This window comes from Methylobacter marinus A45 (assembly GCF_000383855.1).
In the GTDB taxonomy this organism is placed as follows: Bacteria; Pseudomonadota; Gammaproteobacteria; order Methylococcales; family Methylomonadaceae; genus Methylobacter; species Methylobacter marinus.
This window is the reverse complement of sequence record NZ_KB912877.1, coordinates 495,849-509,671: the sequence shown is the minus strand read 5'-3', so window position 1 is coordinate 509,671 and position 13,823 is coordinate 495,849. Positions and strand designations below refer to the sequence as shown.

Here is a 13,823-nt window from a genome sequence, read left to right as displayed (position 1 = left end):
CAAAACTCAAGAATCTGTTAATTCTGAAATAACGGAACCGGGGTTAATGTCGGTTAGACAGGCCGTATGCCCTAAAGGGCAGATCCTTTTGAAACAAGGGGAACATTCAAGAGCGGAATAAAATATTCTGGCTTTGTCATTAAGTGGCGGCGTAAAGTTGGGATCTGAAGATCCGTAGATTGCAAGCACTTTTTTATTTAAGGCGCTGGCAACATGCATCAAACCGGAATCGTTACTGACGGCCACCTCAACCAGCGACAATAAATCAACGGCTTCGCCCAGACTTGTCTTGCCGGCAAAATCCAGACAAGCGCCGTCCGTCAATTGATTGATCTGATCAGTCACAGCCTGATCTTTGCCGGAACCCAAAAGCCAGACTTGCCAGCCATAGTCTATTAGTTGACGTGCAACTTCAGCATAATGACTGATTGGCCAGCGTTTTGCCTCTCCATACTCCGCGCCCGGACATAAGGCTGCAATTTTACGGTCTTTCGACAAGTGATATTTTTGAATGACCTGATTCTGACGTTCCGGATCAACTTTAAAAACAGGCTTAGGAAAATCCTCCACATCAGCTTTCGACATAGTCGCCAAGGCGACAAAACGCTGAACGGTCTTAGTCAGTTTGGTTTTATCCAGCAGACGTGCGTCATTGAGCAATCCCCAGCGACATTCTCCAACATAGCCTGTTCGCTGGGGGATGCGAGCAAAAAATGGCGTCAACGCCGACTTCCAGGTATTTGGCAATACTATTGCTTGATCATAATAATAATCGCGTAGATTCAGCCCGGATTTGATGCGGGTCAGCAATCCCAACTTACCGCGTTTGACTGTCATTTCAATGCCCAATGACACTTCGGGCATATAATCCAGTAAAGGGATCGTTGCCAAAGGAGCGATCACATCAATTTGGCAGTCCGGGTACTGTTGTTTGAGGGTGATGAATAAACTCTGCGCCATCACCATGTCGCCTACCCAGGAGGGTGCGATAACTAAAACGCGCATTTTTTATATCAGGTAGCGAAATTAAAATGATCGTCGACCCACTCGATTTGAAACACTCGATTCGGCATTCGTGTATTGTAGACCTTCTCTCGGCCTTTCTTGTCGCGCTCGCGCAAATTAAAGGTATTGCAATCGGCGATAAGATGGGTTCCAAAAGGCGTTTCAATCGCATCCTGCACCCATTTAACAGGAAAAAAGCGGCTCGTGCCGGGAATGCGGCGCGTCAAGTTGAAGTTTTCATCATATAAAAGTACTTCCCCTCTGCGCGAATTGGATAACATATATCCACCTGAATGAGGCCGGATGTGATGCGCTCCGTTTAAGTTACTAATGACAACTTCATGCTCCAGGGTTTTTCTATCAATGCGGATCACTTTGCCTTGATAGAACAGTATGGTCAGTATTTTGCTTTCATCATAGGGGTCGACGATGGCGGAATTTAAATGAGTTGTTTGCAGACGACCGGGATAATTCTTGAAGCGATGGTCCATTTGCTTGTCGATAAGGCGCTTTCCGCCGCCATAGGCTGTGTCATAGCCATGTTCGGTGGCCCACCAGGACCAGATCAATTGGCCTGTTAAATCAAATTCCAGCAGGGCATCAACGCCACTTGCCGTGATCAATAACCCCCGCTCGGTCCTGCGCAACGAACGTACCTGGGTCATATAAGGGCTACGAATTTCCAAATCGATCTCGCCTTTGTCATTGAGCCTGGCGATATGCTCGTCTCCCGTTACGCCGTCTTCACTACAAGGTAAACCTGTTATGAAATATAAACCTTCCCCCGAGACATACTGCATCCCAAACGGCTTCACAGGCGACATTTCACCCAGATATTTTATGCCGCCTAATTCGCCAGTATGCTCGAATAACTCCAGTTTTCCGCCGGGTAAACCTCTGAAAACATCATTGGATCGGTCTTTGCCTCTGATGATGCGGTTTAATCTAAACTTGACATAATCCCAGTTGGTTTGGGGATAAGAAACGACAAATCTCATAACACTTTTTTCGCTTAATTATTTTTCATGACAGACGTGATCGAATCTGAAGTTTTACAAACACTTCGGTCACATCCAATTTGAGCCTTACTTTCAATGTTCTTGTTCAGCGTTGCTATCACTCAGGCCCTAGCGTCTGAAATCAGCGTCAAGAGTTCAATCGTTGGATAAAGGATCAGTGATTTATAGAGAGACAGTAAGATTTAGACCTCTATTGCTCGCGGCGTATGCTACTACAGTATGAAGATAAGGTGTTAATCTAAATCAATTGCTTCCATTGTTTTGAACATATCGTTCCACTACATCCTAATCCAGTAGACAAAAGTCACAGTAGCCGCGATGCCGTCCATCTGGCTTAATTGAAGAATATCCCCAGCTATTTGGACAGAATACGGTTTTATAGAACAGAGAATTGCACTAATTTAAGGCATGAGGTGGAGCGATTGATATTGCCCGGCAAGCTGCTCGATTTCCGTCATGTATCGTTCATAATCAGGTGAATCAGCACGGCTGTAATTCCAGTTTTTATAAAGCCCGGTAATTCGGGTAAAAAAATCGCGCGCGGCCTCTTTGTCCTGAAATTTAAATTCGGTCGTCAACAGCTTTTTCAATAAGCGGAAACTGGCCAATTGCCGCTCGCGCGGCATGTTGGCATCCACTTCGTCAAAGGCGTCTTGCTGCAGATAGGCCATGTCTAAAAGCACCGATTTTTGCCACTCGATGAAATCTTCGAGGGAAATGCCTTCTTCGCCGGTAACCTGCATGATTTGATAAATGCCATCGCCGCGCTCCAGTAAGGCCATCATGTCTTTAACGTCGTCAACCCATTGCGCATCGAGTTCTTTCTTGAACCACGGCGCCAACTGATCCAGATACCGCGACCACGACAGCAATGGATCGATGGCCGGATAAAAGCGTTTATAGGCGCGGTCGGCGGACAGACCAAGAAAAGTTTTGACGGTGCCCAAAGTGGATTGTGTCACGGGTTCCTCGAAATTGCCGCCCGCCGGAGAAACCGTACCGATCAATGTCAGCGTGCCGGTGGTACCATCGGTGCAACGGATAACGCCGGCGCGCTCATAAAGATTTTTAATGGCCGAATCGAGATAGGCCGGAAACGCTTCCTCGCCCGGAATTTCCTCCATCCTGCCTGATGTCTCACGCATTGCTTGCGCCCAGCGCGAGGTCGAGTCGGCAATGAGCAGGACGTGATAACCCATTTGCCGGAAGTATTCCCCGAGGGTGATGCCGGTATAGATGGAGGCCTCGCGCGCCGCGACCGGCATCGAAGACGTGTTGCAGATAATGATCGTCCGGTCCATCAACGTTCCGCCGGTACGGGGATCAGCCGTTTCTGGATATTCGTGAATGGTTTCGACGACCTCGCCGGCACGTTCGCCGCAAGCGACGATAATCACGATATCGACGCTGGAGTAACGCGCGATCAGACTTTGCAGGACCGTTTTACCGGCGCCGAATGGCCCCGGAATACAACCGGTGCCGCCTTGGGCGATGGGAAAAAAAGTATCGATGATACGGGTTGCCGTAGTCAGCGGTATGGCCGGAAACTGCCGTTCGACATAGCGCTTGCGTAGCAGGTTTTCCGGGATCGGCCGCCGGATTGGCCAGCGTTGGGCCAGGGTTAATTCCCGCTCCTCTCCGGCAGACGTTTGATAGCGTGCGACAACCTCATCGATGCTGAAACTGTCTCCACGGATCCATGTTACCTTGACTGGCCCCGCCTCATTGAAAGGAATCATGATCTTATGCTTGAAAGGGCCTTCCGGTACCGATCCCAGGACCCCGCCGGGAGGCAATGTCCCCCCCAATTTCTATTTCCGGCGTGAACTGCCACTTTTTATTGGTGTCCAGCGGCGAAACAGAAACGCCGCGCGGCAGAAAAAAGCCATATTTTTTCGCCAGCACATGCAAAGGGTTCAACAAGCCGTCGAAAACTTGCCCAAGCAGGCCGGGTCCTAAGGTGGCCGAAAGCGTCTTCCTGCCCGCGAAGCACCCATCTTGCGCCAAAAGAAGAGCAGCAGAGTGCCCAGCAGCAGCGCATAGCCGGCATCGGCCAGAATCATCGCGAAAAACAGTGCAAAAGAGATGAATACGACTGGAGAAGGGGCCCAGGTACGGTAACCCGGTGTCATGTAGAAATTGACCAGATCCTCGCCGGCCGAAAGCCAGGATGGATTCTCCATACAAGTCGGCGGGTTGTCGTCAGGCTCTGCTTCCCGGGTATCAATATGCACCCGATGGCGACGCGCATAATCGGTAAGTTGCGGGAGGCGATTCTGCGGCACCCAGCCGCGTAACCCGAACATTTCGTGGCGCGTGTAAGTCTGATTCAGCGCGGCTGTCAATGCGGCTTGATCTTCCAGTGTGGCGATATTGTCCTTGATCAGTGTATACCAGCGGGTCAAATAGGCGCGTTCCGCTTGCACATCCTCGATAGCCAGTTCCACGTCTTCAAGGAGAGCCTCCAGGACATGCCGGGGCTGGTAGCCTATATGCGTGCGATTGACGGGCATGCCTTCAGGCTCGTTTTCGGAAATGACTACGACATAACTATTACGGTTATCCTTTTTGACGATCTCATAGGGCAGCCCCAGTTCCGCCACTTTGGGCATATCGCGGTGCGGCACTACATAGAACCAGAAGCGGAGATTGCCCATTTCATGCAGCGGCGAAAAAACGAAATCGCCCCACGGACGCATGTCCTGAATGCGCTTGATCAGAAAATCGCGTTCATCGGTGAACTCCAGCAACCGCCGCCGGACATCGAGCGTCTTGCGTTCGACTTCTAAGGCATCGAAACGGCTGATGTCCCGGCTTTGCCGTCTTCGATGCGGATATTCGCGTAAGAACTGCAAGGTAAGCTGGAACTGCACGAGTTCGAGTGCACCCGACATGGGACGCAGACATTGATAGCCAACTTTGCCAGCTCAATACTCATAAATCGGCCTCACTGGTGGAATGCGTGGCCGGATTGTGTGGCGTAAAACAGCACTGGGTGAGAAAGGCAAGTCCGGTATTCTGCTCAATATGGGCTCTCGCGCAGAGTTCTTGCAAGACATCGGGTAGCGTATCCGTTTTGTGTATACCCCAAAACATTGCTCATGGCTCAACCAGGTTGAAATCTGGTTCGGGATCCTGAGCCGCCGGTTTCTCAAACGCGGTAGCTTTGCTTCAACTGAAATTTTGAATCAGCGTATCCTGGCTTTTATTGAATTCTTCAACGAGACCTTGGCAAAGCCGTTTCTCTGGACTTACATTGGCAAGCCTTTGCTCGTATAGGTTATCGGATATATTTCGGAAGCTGGGTGCTAGTACTCAGTCAATTTAATTATGGCGGGTAAATTGTAGGTGCGAATTCATTTATGCCCTATGGGTACTTGTGCCCTTCAGGGTATTCGCACTATTCGCACGCTATGAATGCTCTGCAAATTTTACTCGTCAGAACAAGGCTGACTGAGTACTAGCCCGGATATTTCATGAAACCACAGAGAACACGAAGAACACGAAGAAAATCATGGCATTATCATTTCTCACAGATAACTTCATGAGCTCATTATGAAATATTTGCAATTAATTGAATTGAAAAGCCTTCGTGTACTTCGTGTCCTTCGTGGTGAAATATTCAGGCTAGGTTGGTTGTAGCAGGGTGGAATGATGCAAAGGCCGCGGCCGTGAGCCGGAAATCGGCCCAAAGCCGCAAGCATGCCGTGCAACCCGACATGGCTGTTTGTATTTCAATCGGCTAAAGCGGCCAGACGATTCTCCAGTTCGGCGGCGACCAGGGCATCGTAATGGCGCTGCAAAGTGGAGTCGCTAGGACGCGGAAACAAAGCGGCTTCGATTTCACTTTGCAGATGAGTCAGAAAATGCCGTCTGAGCATTGAGTCCTCAGGGATTTTCGGCTTTGAAACGGACGCCGATCCGGATTTGCCGGCGGCGGATTTGGAAAAATGCAGCATGCTGTAACCTAAAGGCAGAAAAGCGCATGCCGCAATTAAAAACATGACGAGAAATAATAGTATGACTTCGAACATATCAACACCTCGTTAACCAGGAAAAAAACGCCCGGATATACACCATTAGGAGGCTGGCAATCCGGCAATTCCCTAGGAAGCAAGTAAAATGCCATGCTGATTGTTATTTATAATACATTGATTTTATTATGGATTTGAGGATTTTTGGAGGTCGTGCGTGGTGGCTTTCGAAACAATTTGTCGGTAATCCCTCAACCGCTCCAGGGAGCGGGTGGCGATGCGCGCAGAAGCCGGTTCAAGCGGGAGTTATAGTGATTAGCGCGTCTGATTCTTAATTCATGGCCTTAAATCCGCTGACTTGGATCAATTCGTTGATGCGTAGTAAAATTCCTGGTTTTTCACGTTCGAACGGCTGCCGTGTGAGGGCAGCGCCCCATGCATCATTGCAGTGCGTTTTCTGGAGTCGGAATTTGGCTATTCCAGTACAACCTTCATTTTTTTTCTACAATTTTCTATCCGCTCAATCATGAGATTTGCGCCATGACTCAACCTAAAAGCAAAATCGTTCGCATTGCTACAAAATCCGATGGGAAAACCACCTTATCCGCCGCCCAAAAACAATTCAATAGCCTGACCAAAAAGATTGATCGCCAGAAAAAGCGCCTGATCGAGTGGAAAGAAACCATTCCCTTGTATTACCAAAAGGTTGAGCGGGAATACGAGCCTGCCGTAGAGATCTTATATAACCAGAAACTGGAATGGGTGCGGTTATTGGATCAGTTTTACGGTAAGTCACTGTTTAAAAAATCCTACAAATTGAAAATGAAGCAGCTTATTTGCGAGGTATGCGAGCAGTTGATTCCCGAGTTGAATAACGATGAACCGAAGTCCTTGTTCAATAAATACAGTGACGATGATTACGATACCATTCATCAAGAGACGGAAGCCGCGGTTGGCGAGCTGATGAAAAGCCTGGCGGAAGGTATGTTCAATGTGGACTTGGGGGATGACGTCGATATCAGTTCGCCGGAAAAATTCCACGCCCACTTGCAGGAAAAGCTGCAAGAGCAGGCGGAAGTCCAATCAAAAGAGCAACCGGCGGAGCCGGTTAAACAGCGTAAAAAAACCAAAAGGCAATTGGAAAAAGAAGCGCGCCAAAAAGAGGAAGAGGCATTGGCGAGCAAGTCGGTTCAGGAGGTTTATCGGAAATTGGTCGCCACACTGCATCCCGACCGCGAGCCGGATGCACAGGAACGCGCCCGCAAAACGGAGTTGATGCAGCGCGTCAATACCGCTTACGGCAAAAAAGACTTATTGCAGTTATTGGAATTGCAGCTGGAAATCGAGCAAATCGATCCGGCCCACTTAAGCCGGATGGCCGACAGCCGTTTAAAGCATTTCAACAAAATACTGAAAGAACAATTATCAGAGCTGGATCAGGAAATCGATCAAATTGAAGGGGCGTTTAAATTGCAAATGGATCTGCCTTTCTATGCGCTTCTATCGCCCAGGCAACTGATGGCAATGCTGGTGCAGGATATTAAAAAGCTACAGGCGGATATAACGGTCATTCGAAAAGAGATTGAAACCTTTCAGGATCCTGCAGCGCTTAAAGCATGGCTGAAAAGCTATAAAATGCCAAAAAACTCAGTGCCGGATGATTTTGATGATTTCTTTTTCGAGGGCATGATGCCGTTCGATTTTAAGTAAATCCCACCTCATGAACCACAGGGAGTTCAGGCGAATCCGGGGGCGGATAGTGGTGAAATATTCAGGCTAATGCTTCCCAGCCGGAAAATTTTCGGTATAGTGGCGCGTTTAGTTGAATCTTGCTGTACAGTTGTCTAAAAATGCAGAATAAATACATACGTTTATTAAGTCTTCTCCTGATTGTTCTATTAATTCCCCTGGCAGTTTGGTTGCGACCCGGCAAATTCGAAGAAGCCGATCTCAATTCCCCTTCCACGCAGTCCAGGCTGGCCAGACCGGCCGGCTTTGAAAAGCCCTGCAAGGACGAGCATCCCGAATGGCGCCAAGCCCAGACTATCGACGGCGTCGAGATCGCCGAATCGCTGGCGTGCAGTCCCGACAATCCGTACGACATCGCCGCCTTCGTCAAGGGCGTCAATAACGTTTCCATGCCTACCCAGATGAGCACGCATCTGTCCGAAGACGCGCTGACCAAAACCGACGACCTGGACGGCGACGGCGACCCCGATATCATCCGCATCAAGCTGGAGGTCATCGAGCTTAACGGCAAATCGCCCGACGGCGATTTCCTGATCCCCAGTTATGATGTGTTGCCGGGCGTGCAGCCGGGGCTGTGGGTATTCGCGCCCAAGACCAGCGACATGGCGGTGAAGCATTACGGCTCCAACCAGGCCAATTATTTCCTGCGCGCGCCGTCGCCGGTGATTCGCGTCGAGCAGGGCGATCAGGTCTATATCACCCTGGAAAACACGCATTACTTCCCGCACACGATTCATTTGCACGGCGTCGATCACCCCTGGAGAACAGCGGACGGCGGCGAAAACGACGGCGACGCGCACGGCGGCGACATGGCCGTTTTTCCGGGCGACAGCCACACGTATGAACTGAAGCCCCGGACGGCCGGCACCATGCTTTATCACTGCCATGTACAGACCGACAAGCACGTCATGATGGGCATGGCGGGCATGTTCATCGTGGAAGAGAATCGCCCGAACAACTGGCTGCAGACCTTCAATATCGGCGGGGGGCACGTGCGGCATCCGTCGGTCGGCGTCAGGGCGGAATATAATCAGGAATATGACTTGCATTATCAGTCCGTCGACAAGCGCCTGGCGAAAATCATCCAGGAAGCCAACGATCCGCGTCTGATCGAGAAAAAAATGAACCGCGAATTCAACATGACCGAATCGCGGGAAAACTATTTCCTGCTGAACGGCCATGCCTTCCCGTACACGCTGCGCGACGACCTGATCGTTACCGGACCCAATGAAAAGATCAAATTGCGCGTCGCCAATACCCAGAACTCGGCCGTGGCGCTGCATTTCCACGGCCATAAGGCCACGGTCACGCATTACGACGGCATCGAACAGCCCGAGGCCATGCAGATCATACGCGACGTGGTCGATATTTCATCGGCGCAGCGCGTCGATATCAAGCTGGACACGACCAATGACGGTCTTCATAACGATGGCGAAGGCGTCTGGATGTTCCACGATCATGTCGAAATCGGCACGACCAATGACGGCGTGGAGCCGGGCGGGAATATCTCTCTGGTCGTATACCGCGATTACATCGACGGGCAGGGCATGCCGAAATTGCATGACGGCGCCTTCGATCGGTTCTTCACCAGTGCTTACTACGCGCGCCAGACCCCGATGTGGGCGACGGGCGAATTTGCGCAGCTGCTGGGCGAAGCCGGCCTTCTGGCACCGAATTATCTGAAAATCACCGCCTTCGGCCTGACGGTCGGGTTGCTGTTCGCGCTGGTGTTCTACCTCGTGCGCGGCTTTAAGAAAGGAGCAGCGGAATGAGTTTTACCAAGCATTTGATTTTATTGATGGCGCTGGCCGGCGCTCAACCGGCTCTGGCCGCCATGAACCATAACGGCATGATCATGGACGAAACCGGCATGATCATGAACAGCAATACCGACAAGTTGCCGCGCGACTGCCAGAAAATCGCCGGCGACGTCAATATTACGGTCCGCGCCGGCCATAAATACGCCAGGAAATTCAACGGCATCATGTACGCGTTCGACCAGCAGCAGTGGGAAGCGCCGCCCTGTTCGCGCATCAACGTCACGTTCATCAACGAGGACAAGATCCGGCACCAGTTCATGATTCACGATCTGCCGGGCTATATCTACCCGCAAGGCATGTTCACGATGGAAATCTACGGGCCGGGCCAGAAGACGGCGTCATTTATCGTGCCCAGTCAGCGCAAGACCTATCTGGTCCATTGCGAAGTGCCCCAGCACATGGAAAAAGGCATGAAGGCGCAGTTGAAAGTGGACGGCGGCGATGGCGATTTGCCGAGCATTCCGGGCCTGTCGGCGGCCGTGATACCGGATTCCTATGAGGTGGACTGGGATAAAAGCGCCTGGGGCGCCTTGCTGGTTTCGTTTTTTGCCGGGGCTGCGGTGCTTTTATTGCTGAACAGGATCAAGCGCTAGAGCAATCAACCCTTACTTGAAAGCAACGATTGTTGTGAAAATTGAGTTTTGTTATTGACAGGCCTGCCTGAAAAATATAGTAGGGTACGCAGTGCGTACCTTTTCCAGCGGTTCCGGTGTAAACCATCCCAAAAGGTACGCGATGCGTACCCTACCGGAATTATGAATACCGCTGGCGTCCTGCCGGTCAGTGAATGGCTTGTCTTTCAAGGCGGCGAATGCCTGAAGGTAATGTTTTCGACTAATGAATAAATGCACTAGCCTGGAGCGGAAGGTTTCGGGATAGGGAAGAAAAAGAAAAAAAAAGACCACCAGAAATTGTGGGGGGGTGGTGGGAGGTGGTCTTTATAAAGTAGAGACAAAATTGTCGAAGAGCATGGGAGCTATTGCTCTTCGACGGTGGTTATACTAGCAAAAGGCCACTGAGGAGTTTATTCGTACGAATACTTATTTAACTGATGTTACGCGGCCAGTAGAAGTTAGATCGATTTAATAAAGTGTCGCTAGCGCGACGGTTTTATTTAATCGGGTTTATCGCACCCGAAGGCGAGTTACTTTCTTTTGCGCGGCCAAAAGAAAGTAACCAAAGAAAAGGCCGCCCGGTTGCCGCTTGCATCCTGTGCTCCTCGCTTTCGCCAAGGGTTGCCAAAAGGGACTCCTGTCCCTTTGGCAACGCGCTTCATCCATGAAGCGCCCCTTCGGGCTATTCTCGACGAAAGCTGCGGTGCTCGGCGCGGCAAACGGGATGAAATCACCCGTGCGTAACATCAGTTATGGTAACGTTTATCATCAGCCGCGCTGGTCCTGATTGGTAAACCCGGCATTTCGGCCCGTCCAGGCCGGGCTTCCGCTAAAGCTTCAACCCGGTCTAAATGCTTTTGCCTCTGAGGTTATGCTCATAGTGCGAATGAATTCGCATCTACGTTGGAAAATCTCCGTGCACCGGAAAGCTATCCTCCTGGAGCGTTGGCGTAAAACGGCGCGGGCTGAATGGCTCGGTCGCCAGAATGCAGCGCACCGGTTCATGACGGGTTGGCTTTGACCGGCCTGATTCCCAGATGGTCGATCATTTTTTTCAAGACTTCTTCAGCGGTCAGGTCGTTGAGGCGGATGCTTTGGTCGTCAGCCCGGGTTTCGATCAGGTAGGGGAATTCCAGGTCGAGGCCATAATGGTTCTCGCGCTGGGCATAACTGTAAACATAGGCGGACAACTCCCGGCGCGTGGGCGGGTATATGATACGCACCGCCTTTTCGTTCAGGAGGCTTTCGTCCAGCAGCATGAATCCGTTCGGACCGACTTCATGCTGCAGCATGATGAGAATGGCCTTGATGGCGGGGTCCTTATTCAGGCTCCAGATATTTTTTACCGTTTCTTTCATAATTCATTCCAGTACACGGGCAGGGCATGTCAGGCGTTTTTTACGATGGCCGGCCGGGACCCGTTACGGGTAAGGGGTGAAGCAGGCAAGCCAGGGGCGCTATTGAAACAAGGATGAATAGCCTTCCTCCATCAATACCTGTCTGACCGCCCGTCGCTTGAGCATGCGCTGGTAATGGGCCAGGCAGTGTTCCGGCAGGTTGATGCCGATGCGTACCGCCCAGAATTCGCAATAAAAGAGCGCGGCGTCGGCGATGGAGAATTCGCCAGCTACGTAGGCTTTGCCCGCCAGTTGCTTGTCGATGATGGCAAAGCCTTTTTTGACAATGGTTTCGCCCTGGGCCTTGGTGCGTTCCATATCGGCTTCGTTAAAGGCGTAATGGTCGGTAGTGAAAATACGGGTAAAGCCCTGCATGTGAATGGCGCTGACAACGTAGTTCATGGTTTCGAGCACGAATGTATCGCCGTCCGCATCGCCCGGCATGAGCCTGGCCTTGGGATGGGTGCGCGCCAGCCAGTAGGCGATGGCACAGAATTCGGTGATGGCCGTGCCGTCGGGTTTGACCAGGGTCGGGATCGTGGACTTGGGATTGATGGCCGTGTAGGCCGGTTTGAATTGATCGCCGGCCGGCAGGTTGACGATATAAGCCTCGAAGATGAGCTCCAGTTCTTCCATCAGGATATGGATGCCCGTCGAGCAGGAACCGGGGGTCATATAGAGTTTCAGGTTCGCCATCGCGCCTAGCCCATCAGTTTTGCTTTATTGGCATCCATGAATGCGACGGTGACCGTGCTTTCGCCGGCGGCCTTGGCGGCTTGTTCGATTTTACTCTTGGCCATGTGGCGGACGAACACGGGAATTTTTTCCAGGCGCTTGAGCGCCTCTTCATCCCAGGGCAGTAACTCGTTGTTCATGTGATTCTCCTTGGCGGATTGGTGACGATGGTCGTGCGCCGCCGGGTGGTCAGGTAAAAAACGCGCTTGAATTTTTTAGGGTGATCCTTTCTATATTTTTCCATCCTCGAACAGCCCCCGTTGCCGGATCATTGTTTTGAAGCCTTTCATGACGGGACGGGAAATCATGGTCTCCGCCAGAACGCGTTGTTCATAAATAAAGTTTTTCATCTCATCGGTGAGTTGGTCGCGGGCGCGGGCGATCAGCTCATGCAGATCATCGCCCAGCCGTTCGCCGCGATGGGTTTTCACCTGATCATAAAGCAGTGTCATGATGATCTTTTCCTCCGTCTTCATCTTGCATTTGCCGTCGAGGATTTTGAGCATTACCGTCGTGGCGCAATCCACATGCTCGGGGGACAGGGGATTGGCCGTCGCCCAGCGGGCGACATAATCCGCTAACGCCGCTTCGCCGGTACTGGCAGGGCCGGCGTCCATGCCCGCATCCTGGCGGGATAGGTTGTCCGGTCCGGTGGTTATGATAATGGTTTCATTCATGCTGAAGTGCCTAGCAAACAGGATGCCAGCTGTTGAGCGGAACCTAAGTTTATTAGGGAGGAAATGAGTCGGAAACCGGTTAAAGCCTGCGTCCCGGCAGGGAACCTTGCCTGGAAACCCCCCATCAGGCAGGCGGGAGGCCGGGCACTTTGTTGTATTTCTTGCATTCCACGGGCGACACAGGGCTTTATATTGTCGTAAATGCGACCAGGCGCGCGAACGGCAGCACGGTAAACCTGTCACTGGCCGGAAGGCGCCAGCACCTTACGGAAGGTCAGGTTTATCCGTTCCCGACTGACATTTTTCTGCATTGGAATGCTGTGCAGCCAATGGTGCTGGAAATCAGGCTGCATGACTAATAATGAACCGCTGCGCAATAACACCTGACCCTGTTCGAATGATTGTTTATGACGGAAGGCAAACTGCCGCTCGGCGCCGAAAGTCAATGAGGCGATAAAGGGGCGGTCGCCCAGTTCCGGTTCATTATCCGCATGCCAGCCGACATAATCCTCACCGTTCCGGTACAGATTAACCAGAACCGAATTGAAACGGTAATTCAGCCGGTCCTCGATTTTTGCCCGGATAGCGTATAACAACGGCGTCCATGGCCGGGTTTGCAGCAGGTTGTTACTGTAGCTGTAGACAATGCCCGGGTCGGCATGCCAGGTCTGCAAACGGGGCAGGGTAAATTGCCGTCCGGCGACGGTGTATCGGTTATCGGGCCAATTTTGTTCCCGCAGCAGACGTTGATAAAGTCGTTCGCTTTCGGAAGCACTGTAAAAGGCTTCAATAAGCTCAAGCTCGGCGCAGAAAAACTGGTTCATGCCCCCACC

The 13,823-nt window shown here is 51.5% G+C and carries 14 protein-coding genes; 4 read left to right on the top strand and 10 right to left on the bottom strand.

Annotated elements, in window-relative coordinates; translation table 11 throughout:
- Nucleotides 1-6: 6 nt before the first annotated feature.
- The 4 genes from waaF to METMA_RS27680 all read right to left on the bottom strand — a co-directional run bounded on the left by waaF (nucleotide 7) and on the right by METMA_RS27680 (nucleotide 4,918).
- Nucleotides 7-1,005: a lipopolysaccharide heptosyltransferase II gene (gene waaF, locus METMA_RS0102180; RefSeq protein WP_084254073.1), complete on the bottom strand. Its 999-nt coding sequence runs from the start codon at nucleotides 1,003-1,005 to the stop codon at nucleotides 7-9.
- An 8-nt stretch (nucleotides 1,006-1,013) separates the two neighbouring features.
- A complete protein-coding gene (locus METMA_RS0102175) occupies nucleotides 1,014-2,003 on the bottom strand; it encodes an RHS repeat protein (protein ID WP_020157424.1) in 990 nt (329 codons plus the stop codon).
- A 422-nt stretch (nucleotides 2,004-2,425) separates the two neighbouring features.
- Nucleotides 2,426-3,820: a V-type ATP synthase subunit A gene (locus METMA_RS23760; RefSeq protein ID WP_269634169.1), complete on the bottom strand. Its 1,395-nt coding sequence runs from the start codon at nucleotides 3,818-3,820 to the stop codon at nucleotides 2,426-2,428.
- Between the two features lie 159 nt (nucleotides 3,821-3,979).
- Nucleotides 3,980-4,918 (bottom strand): V-type ATPase 116kDa subunit family protein, encoded by a 939-nt coding sequence (locus METMA_RS27680; protein ID WP_020157421.1) that lies wholly within the window; start codon nucleotides 4,916-4,918, stop codon nucleotides 3,980-3,982.
- Between the two features lie 184 nt (nucleotides 4,919-5,102).
- Between METMA_RS27680 and METMA_RS28170 the strand changes: the two genes are divergently transcribed.
- Nucleotides 5,103-5,303, top strand: coding sequence for a transposase (locus METMA_RS28170; RefSeq protein ID WP_198014448.1), 201 nt, complete (start codon nucleotides 5,103-5,105; stop codon nucleotides 5,301-5,303).
- A gap of 455 nt (nucleotides 5,304-5,758) precedes the next feature.
- Here METMA_RS28170 and METMA_RS0102160 read toward each other — a convergent pair whose 3' ends face one another.
- Nucleotides 5,759-6,058 (bottom strand): hypothetical protein, encoded by a 300-nt coding sequence (locus METMA_RS0102160; RefSeq protein ID WP_020157420.1) that lies wholly within the window; start codon nucleotides 6,056-6,058, stop codon nucleotides 5,759-5,761.
- Nucleotides 6,059-6,538: 480 nt separating this feature from the next.
- Here METMA_RS0102160 and METMA_RS0102155 point away from each other — a divergent pair, with 480 nt between their 5' ends.
- From METMA_RS0102155 to METMA_RS0102145, 3 genes are all read left to right on the top strand, one after another.
- A complete protein-coding gene (locus METMA_RS0102155; RefSeq protein WP_020157419.1) occupies nucleotides 6,539-7,708 on the top strand; it encodes a J domain-containing protein in 1,170 nt (389 codons plus the stop codon).
- A gap of 209 nt (nucleotides 7,709-7,917) precedes the next feature.
- Nucleotides 7,918-9,519, top strand: coding sequence for a multicopper oxidase domain-containing protein (locus METMA_RS0102150; protein ID WP_020157418.1), 1,602 nt, complete (start codon nucleotides 7,918-7,920; stop codon nucleotides 9,517-9,519).
- Nucleotides 9,516-10,160 (top strand): cupredoxin domain-containing protein, encoded by a 645-nt coding sequence (locus METMA_RS0102145; protein ID WP_020157417.1) that lies wholly within the window; start codon nucleotides 9,516-9,518, stop codon nucleotides 10,158-10,160. The genes METMA_RS0102150 and METMA_RS0102145 overlap by 4 nt, the downstream gene beginning before the upstream one ends.
- Nucleotides 10,161-11,182: 1,022 nt before the next feature.
- Here the strand turns inward: METMA_RS0102145 and METMA_RS0102130 are convergent.
- The 5 genes from METMA_RS0102130 to METMA_RS0102110 all read right to left on the bottom strand — a co-directional run bounded on the left by METMA_RS0102130 (nucleotide 11,183) and on the right by METMA_RS0102110 (nucleotide 13,814).
- Complete coding sequence (locus METMA_RS0102130) at nucleotides 11,183-11,539, bottom strand: hypothetical protein (protein WP_020157414.1); 357 nt, start codon at nucleotides 11,537-11,539, stop codon at nucleotides 11,183-11,185.
- 99 nt (nucleotides 11,540-11,638) lie between these two features.
- A complete protein-coding gene (locus METMA_RS0102125) occupies nucleotides 11,639-12,274 on the bottom strand; it encodes a glutathione S-transferase family protein (protein ID WP_020157413.1) in 636 nt (211 codons plus the stop codon).
- A 5-nt stretch (nucleotides 12,275-12,279) separates the two neighbouring features.
- Nucleotides 12,280-12,453, bottom strand: a complete 174-nt coding sequence (locus tag METMA_RS0102120; RefSeq protein WP_020157412.1) for a PCP reductase family protein — start codon at nucleotides 12,451-12,453, stop codon at nucleotides 12,280-12,282.
- A gap of 90 nt (nucleotides 12,454-12,543) precedes the next feature.
- Complete coding sequence (locus tag METMA_RS23750) at nucleotides 12,544-12,990, bottom strand: hypothetical protein (protein WP_020157411.1); 447 nt, start codon at nucleotides 12,988-12,990, stop codon at nucleotides 12,544-12,546.
- A 239-nt stretch (nucleotides 12,991-13,229) separates the two neighbouring features.
- Nucleotides 13,230-13,814 (bottom strand): alpha-ketoglutarate-dependent dioxygenase AlkB family protein, encoded by a 585-nt coding sequence (locus tag METMA_RS0102110; protein WP_020157410.1) that lies wholly within the window; start codon nucleotides 13,812-13,814, stop codon nucleotides 13,230-13,232.
- Nucleotides 13,815-13,823: the final 9 nt, after the last annotated feature.

Excerpts from the sequence above, each read along its gene's own strand:
- waaF (WP_084254073.1), bottom strand. The coding sequence starts at position 1,005 with ATGCGCGTTTTAGTTATCGCACCCTCCTGGGTAGGCGACATGGTGATG.
- METMA_RS0102175 (WP_020157424.1), bottom strand. The coding sequence starts at position 2,003 with ATGAGATTTGTCGTTTCTTATCCCCAAACCAACTGGGATTATGTCAAG.
- METMA_RS27680 (WP_020157421.1), bottom strand. The coding sequence starts at position 4,918 with ATGTCGGGTGCACTCGAACTCGTGCAGTTCCAGCTTACCTTGCAGTTC.
- METMA_RS0102160 (WP_020157420.1), bottom strand. The coding sequence starts at position 6,058 with ATGTTCGAAGTCATACTATTATTTCTCGTCATGTTTTTAATTGCGGCA.
- METMA_RS0102155 (WP_020157419.1), top strand. The coding sequence starts at position 6,539 with ATGACTCAACCTAAAAGCAAAATCGTTCGCATTGCTACAAAATCCGAT.
- METMA_RS0102145 (WP_020157417.1), top strand. The coding sequence starts at position 9,516 with ATGAGTTTTACCAAGCATTTGATTTTATTGATGGCGCTGGCCGGCGCT.
- METMA_RS0102130 (WP_020157414.1), bottom strand. The coding sequence starts at position 11,539 with ATGAAAGAAACGGTAAAAAATATCTGGAGCCTGAATAAGGACCCCGCC.
- METMA_RS0102125 (WP_020157413.1), bottom strand. The coding sequence starts at position 12,274 with ATGGCGAACCTGAAACTCTATATGACCCCCGGTTCCTGCTCGACGGGC.
- METMA_RS0102120 (WP_020157412.1), bottom strand. The coding sequence starts at position 12,453 with ATGAACAACGAGTTACTGCCCTGGGATGAAGAGGCGCTCAAGCGCCTG.
- METMA_RS23750 (WP_020157411.1), bottom strand. The coding sequence starts at position 12,990 with ATGAATGAAACCATTATCATAACCACCGGACCGGACAACCTATCCCGC.
- METMA_RS0102110 (WP_020157410.1), bottom strand. The coding sequence starts at position 13,814 with ATGAACCAGTTTTTCTGCGCCGAGCTTGAGCTTATTGAAGCCTTTTAC.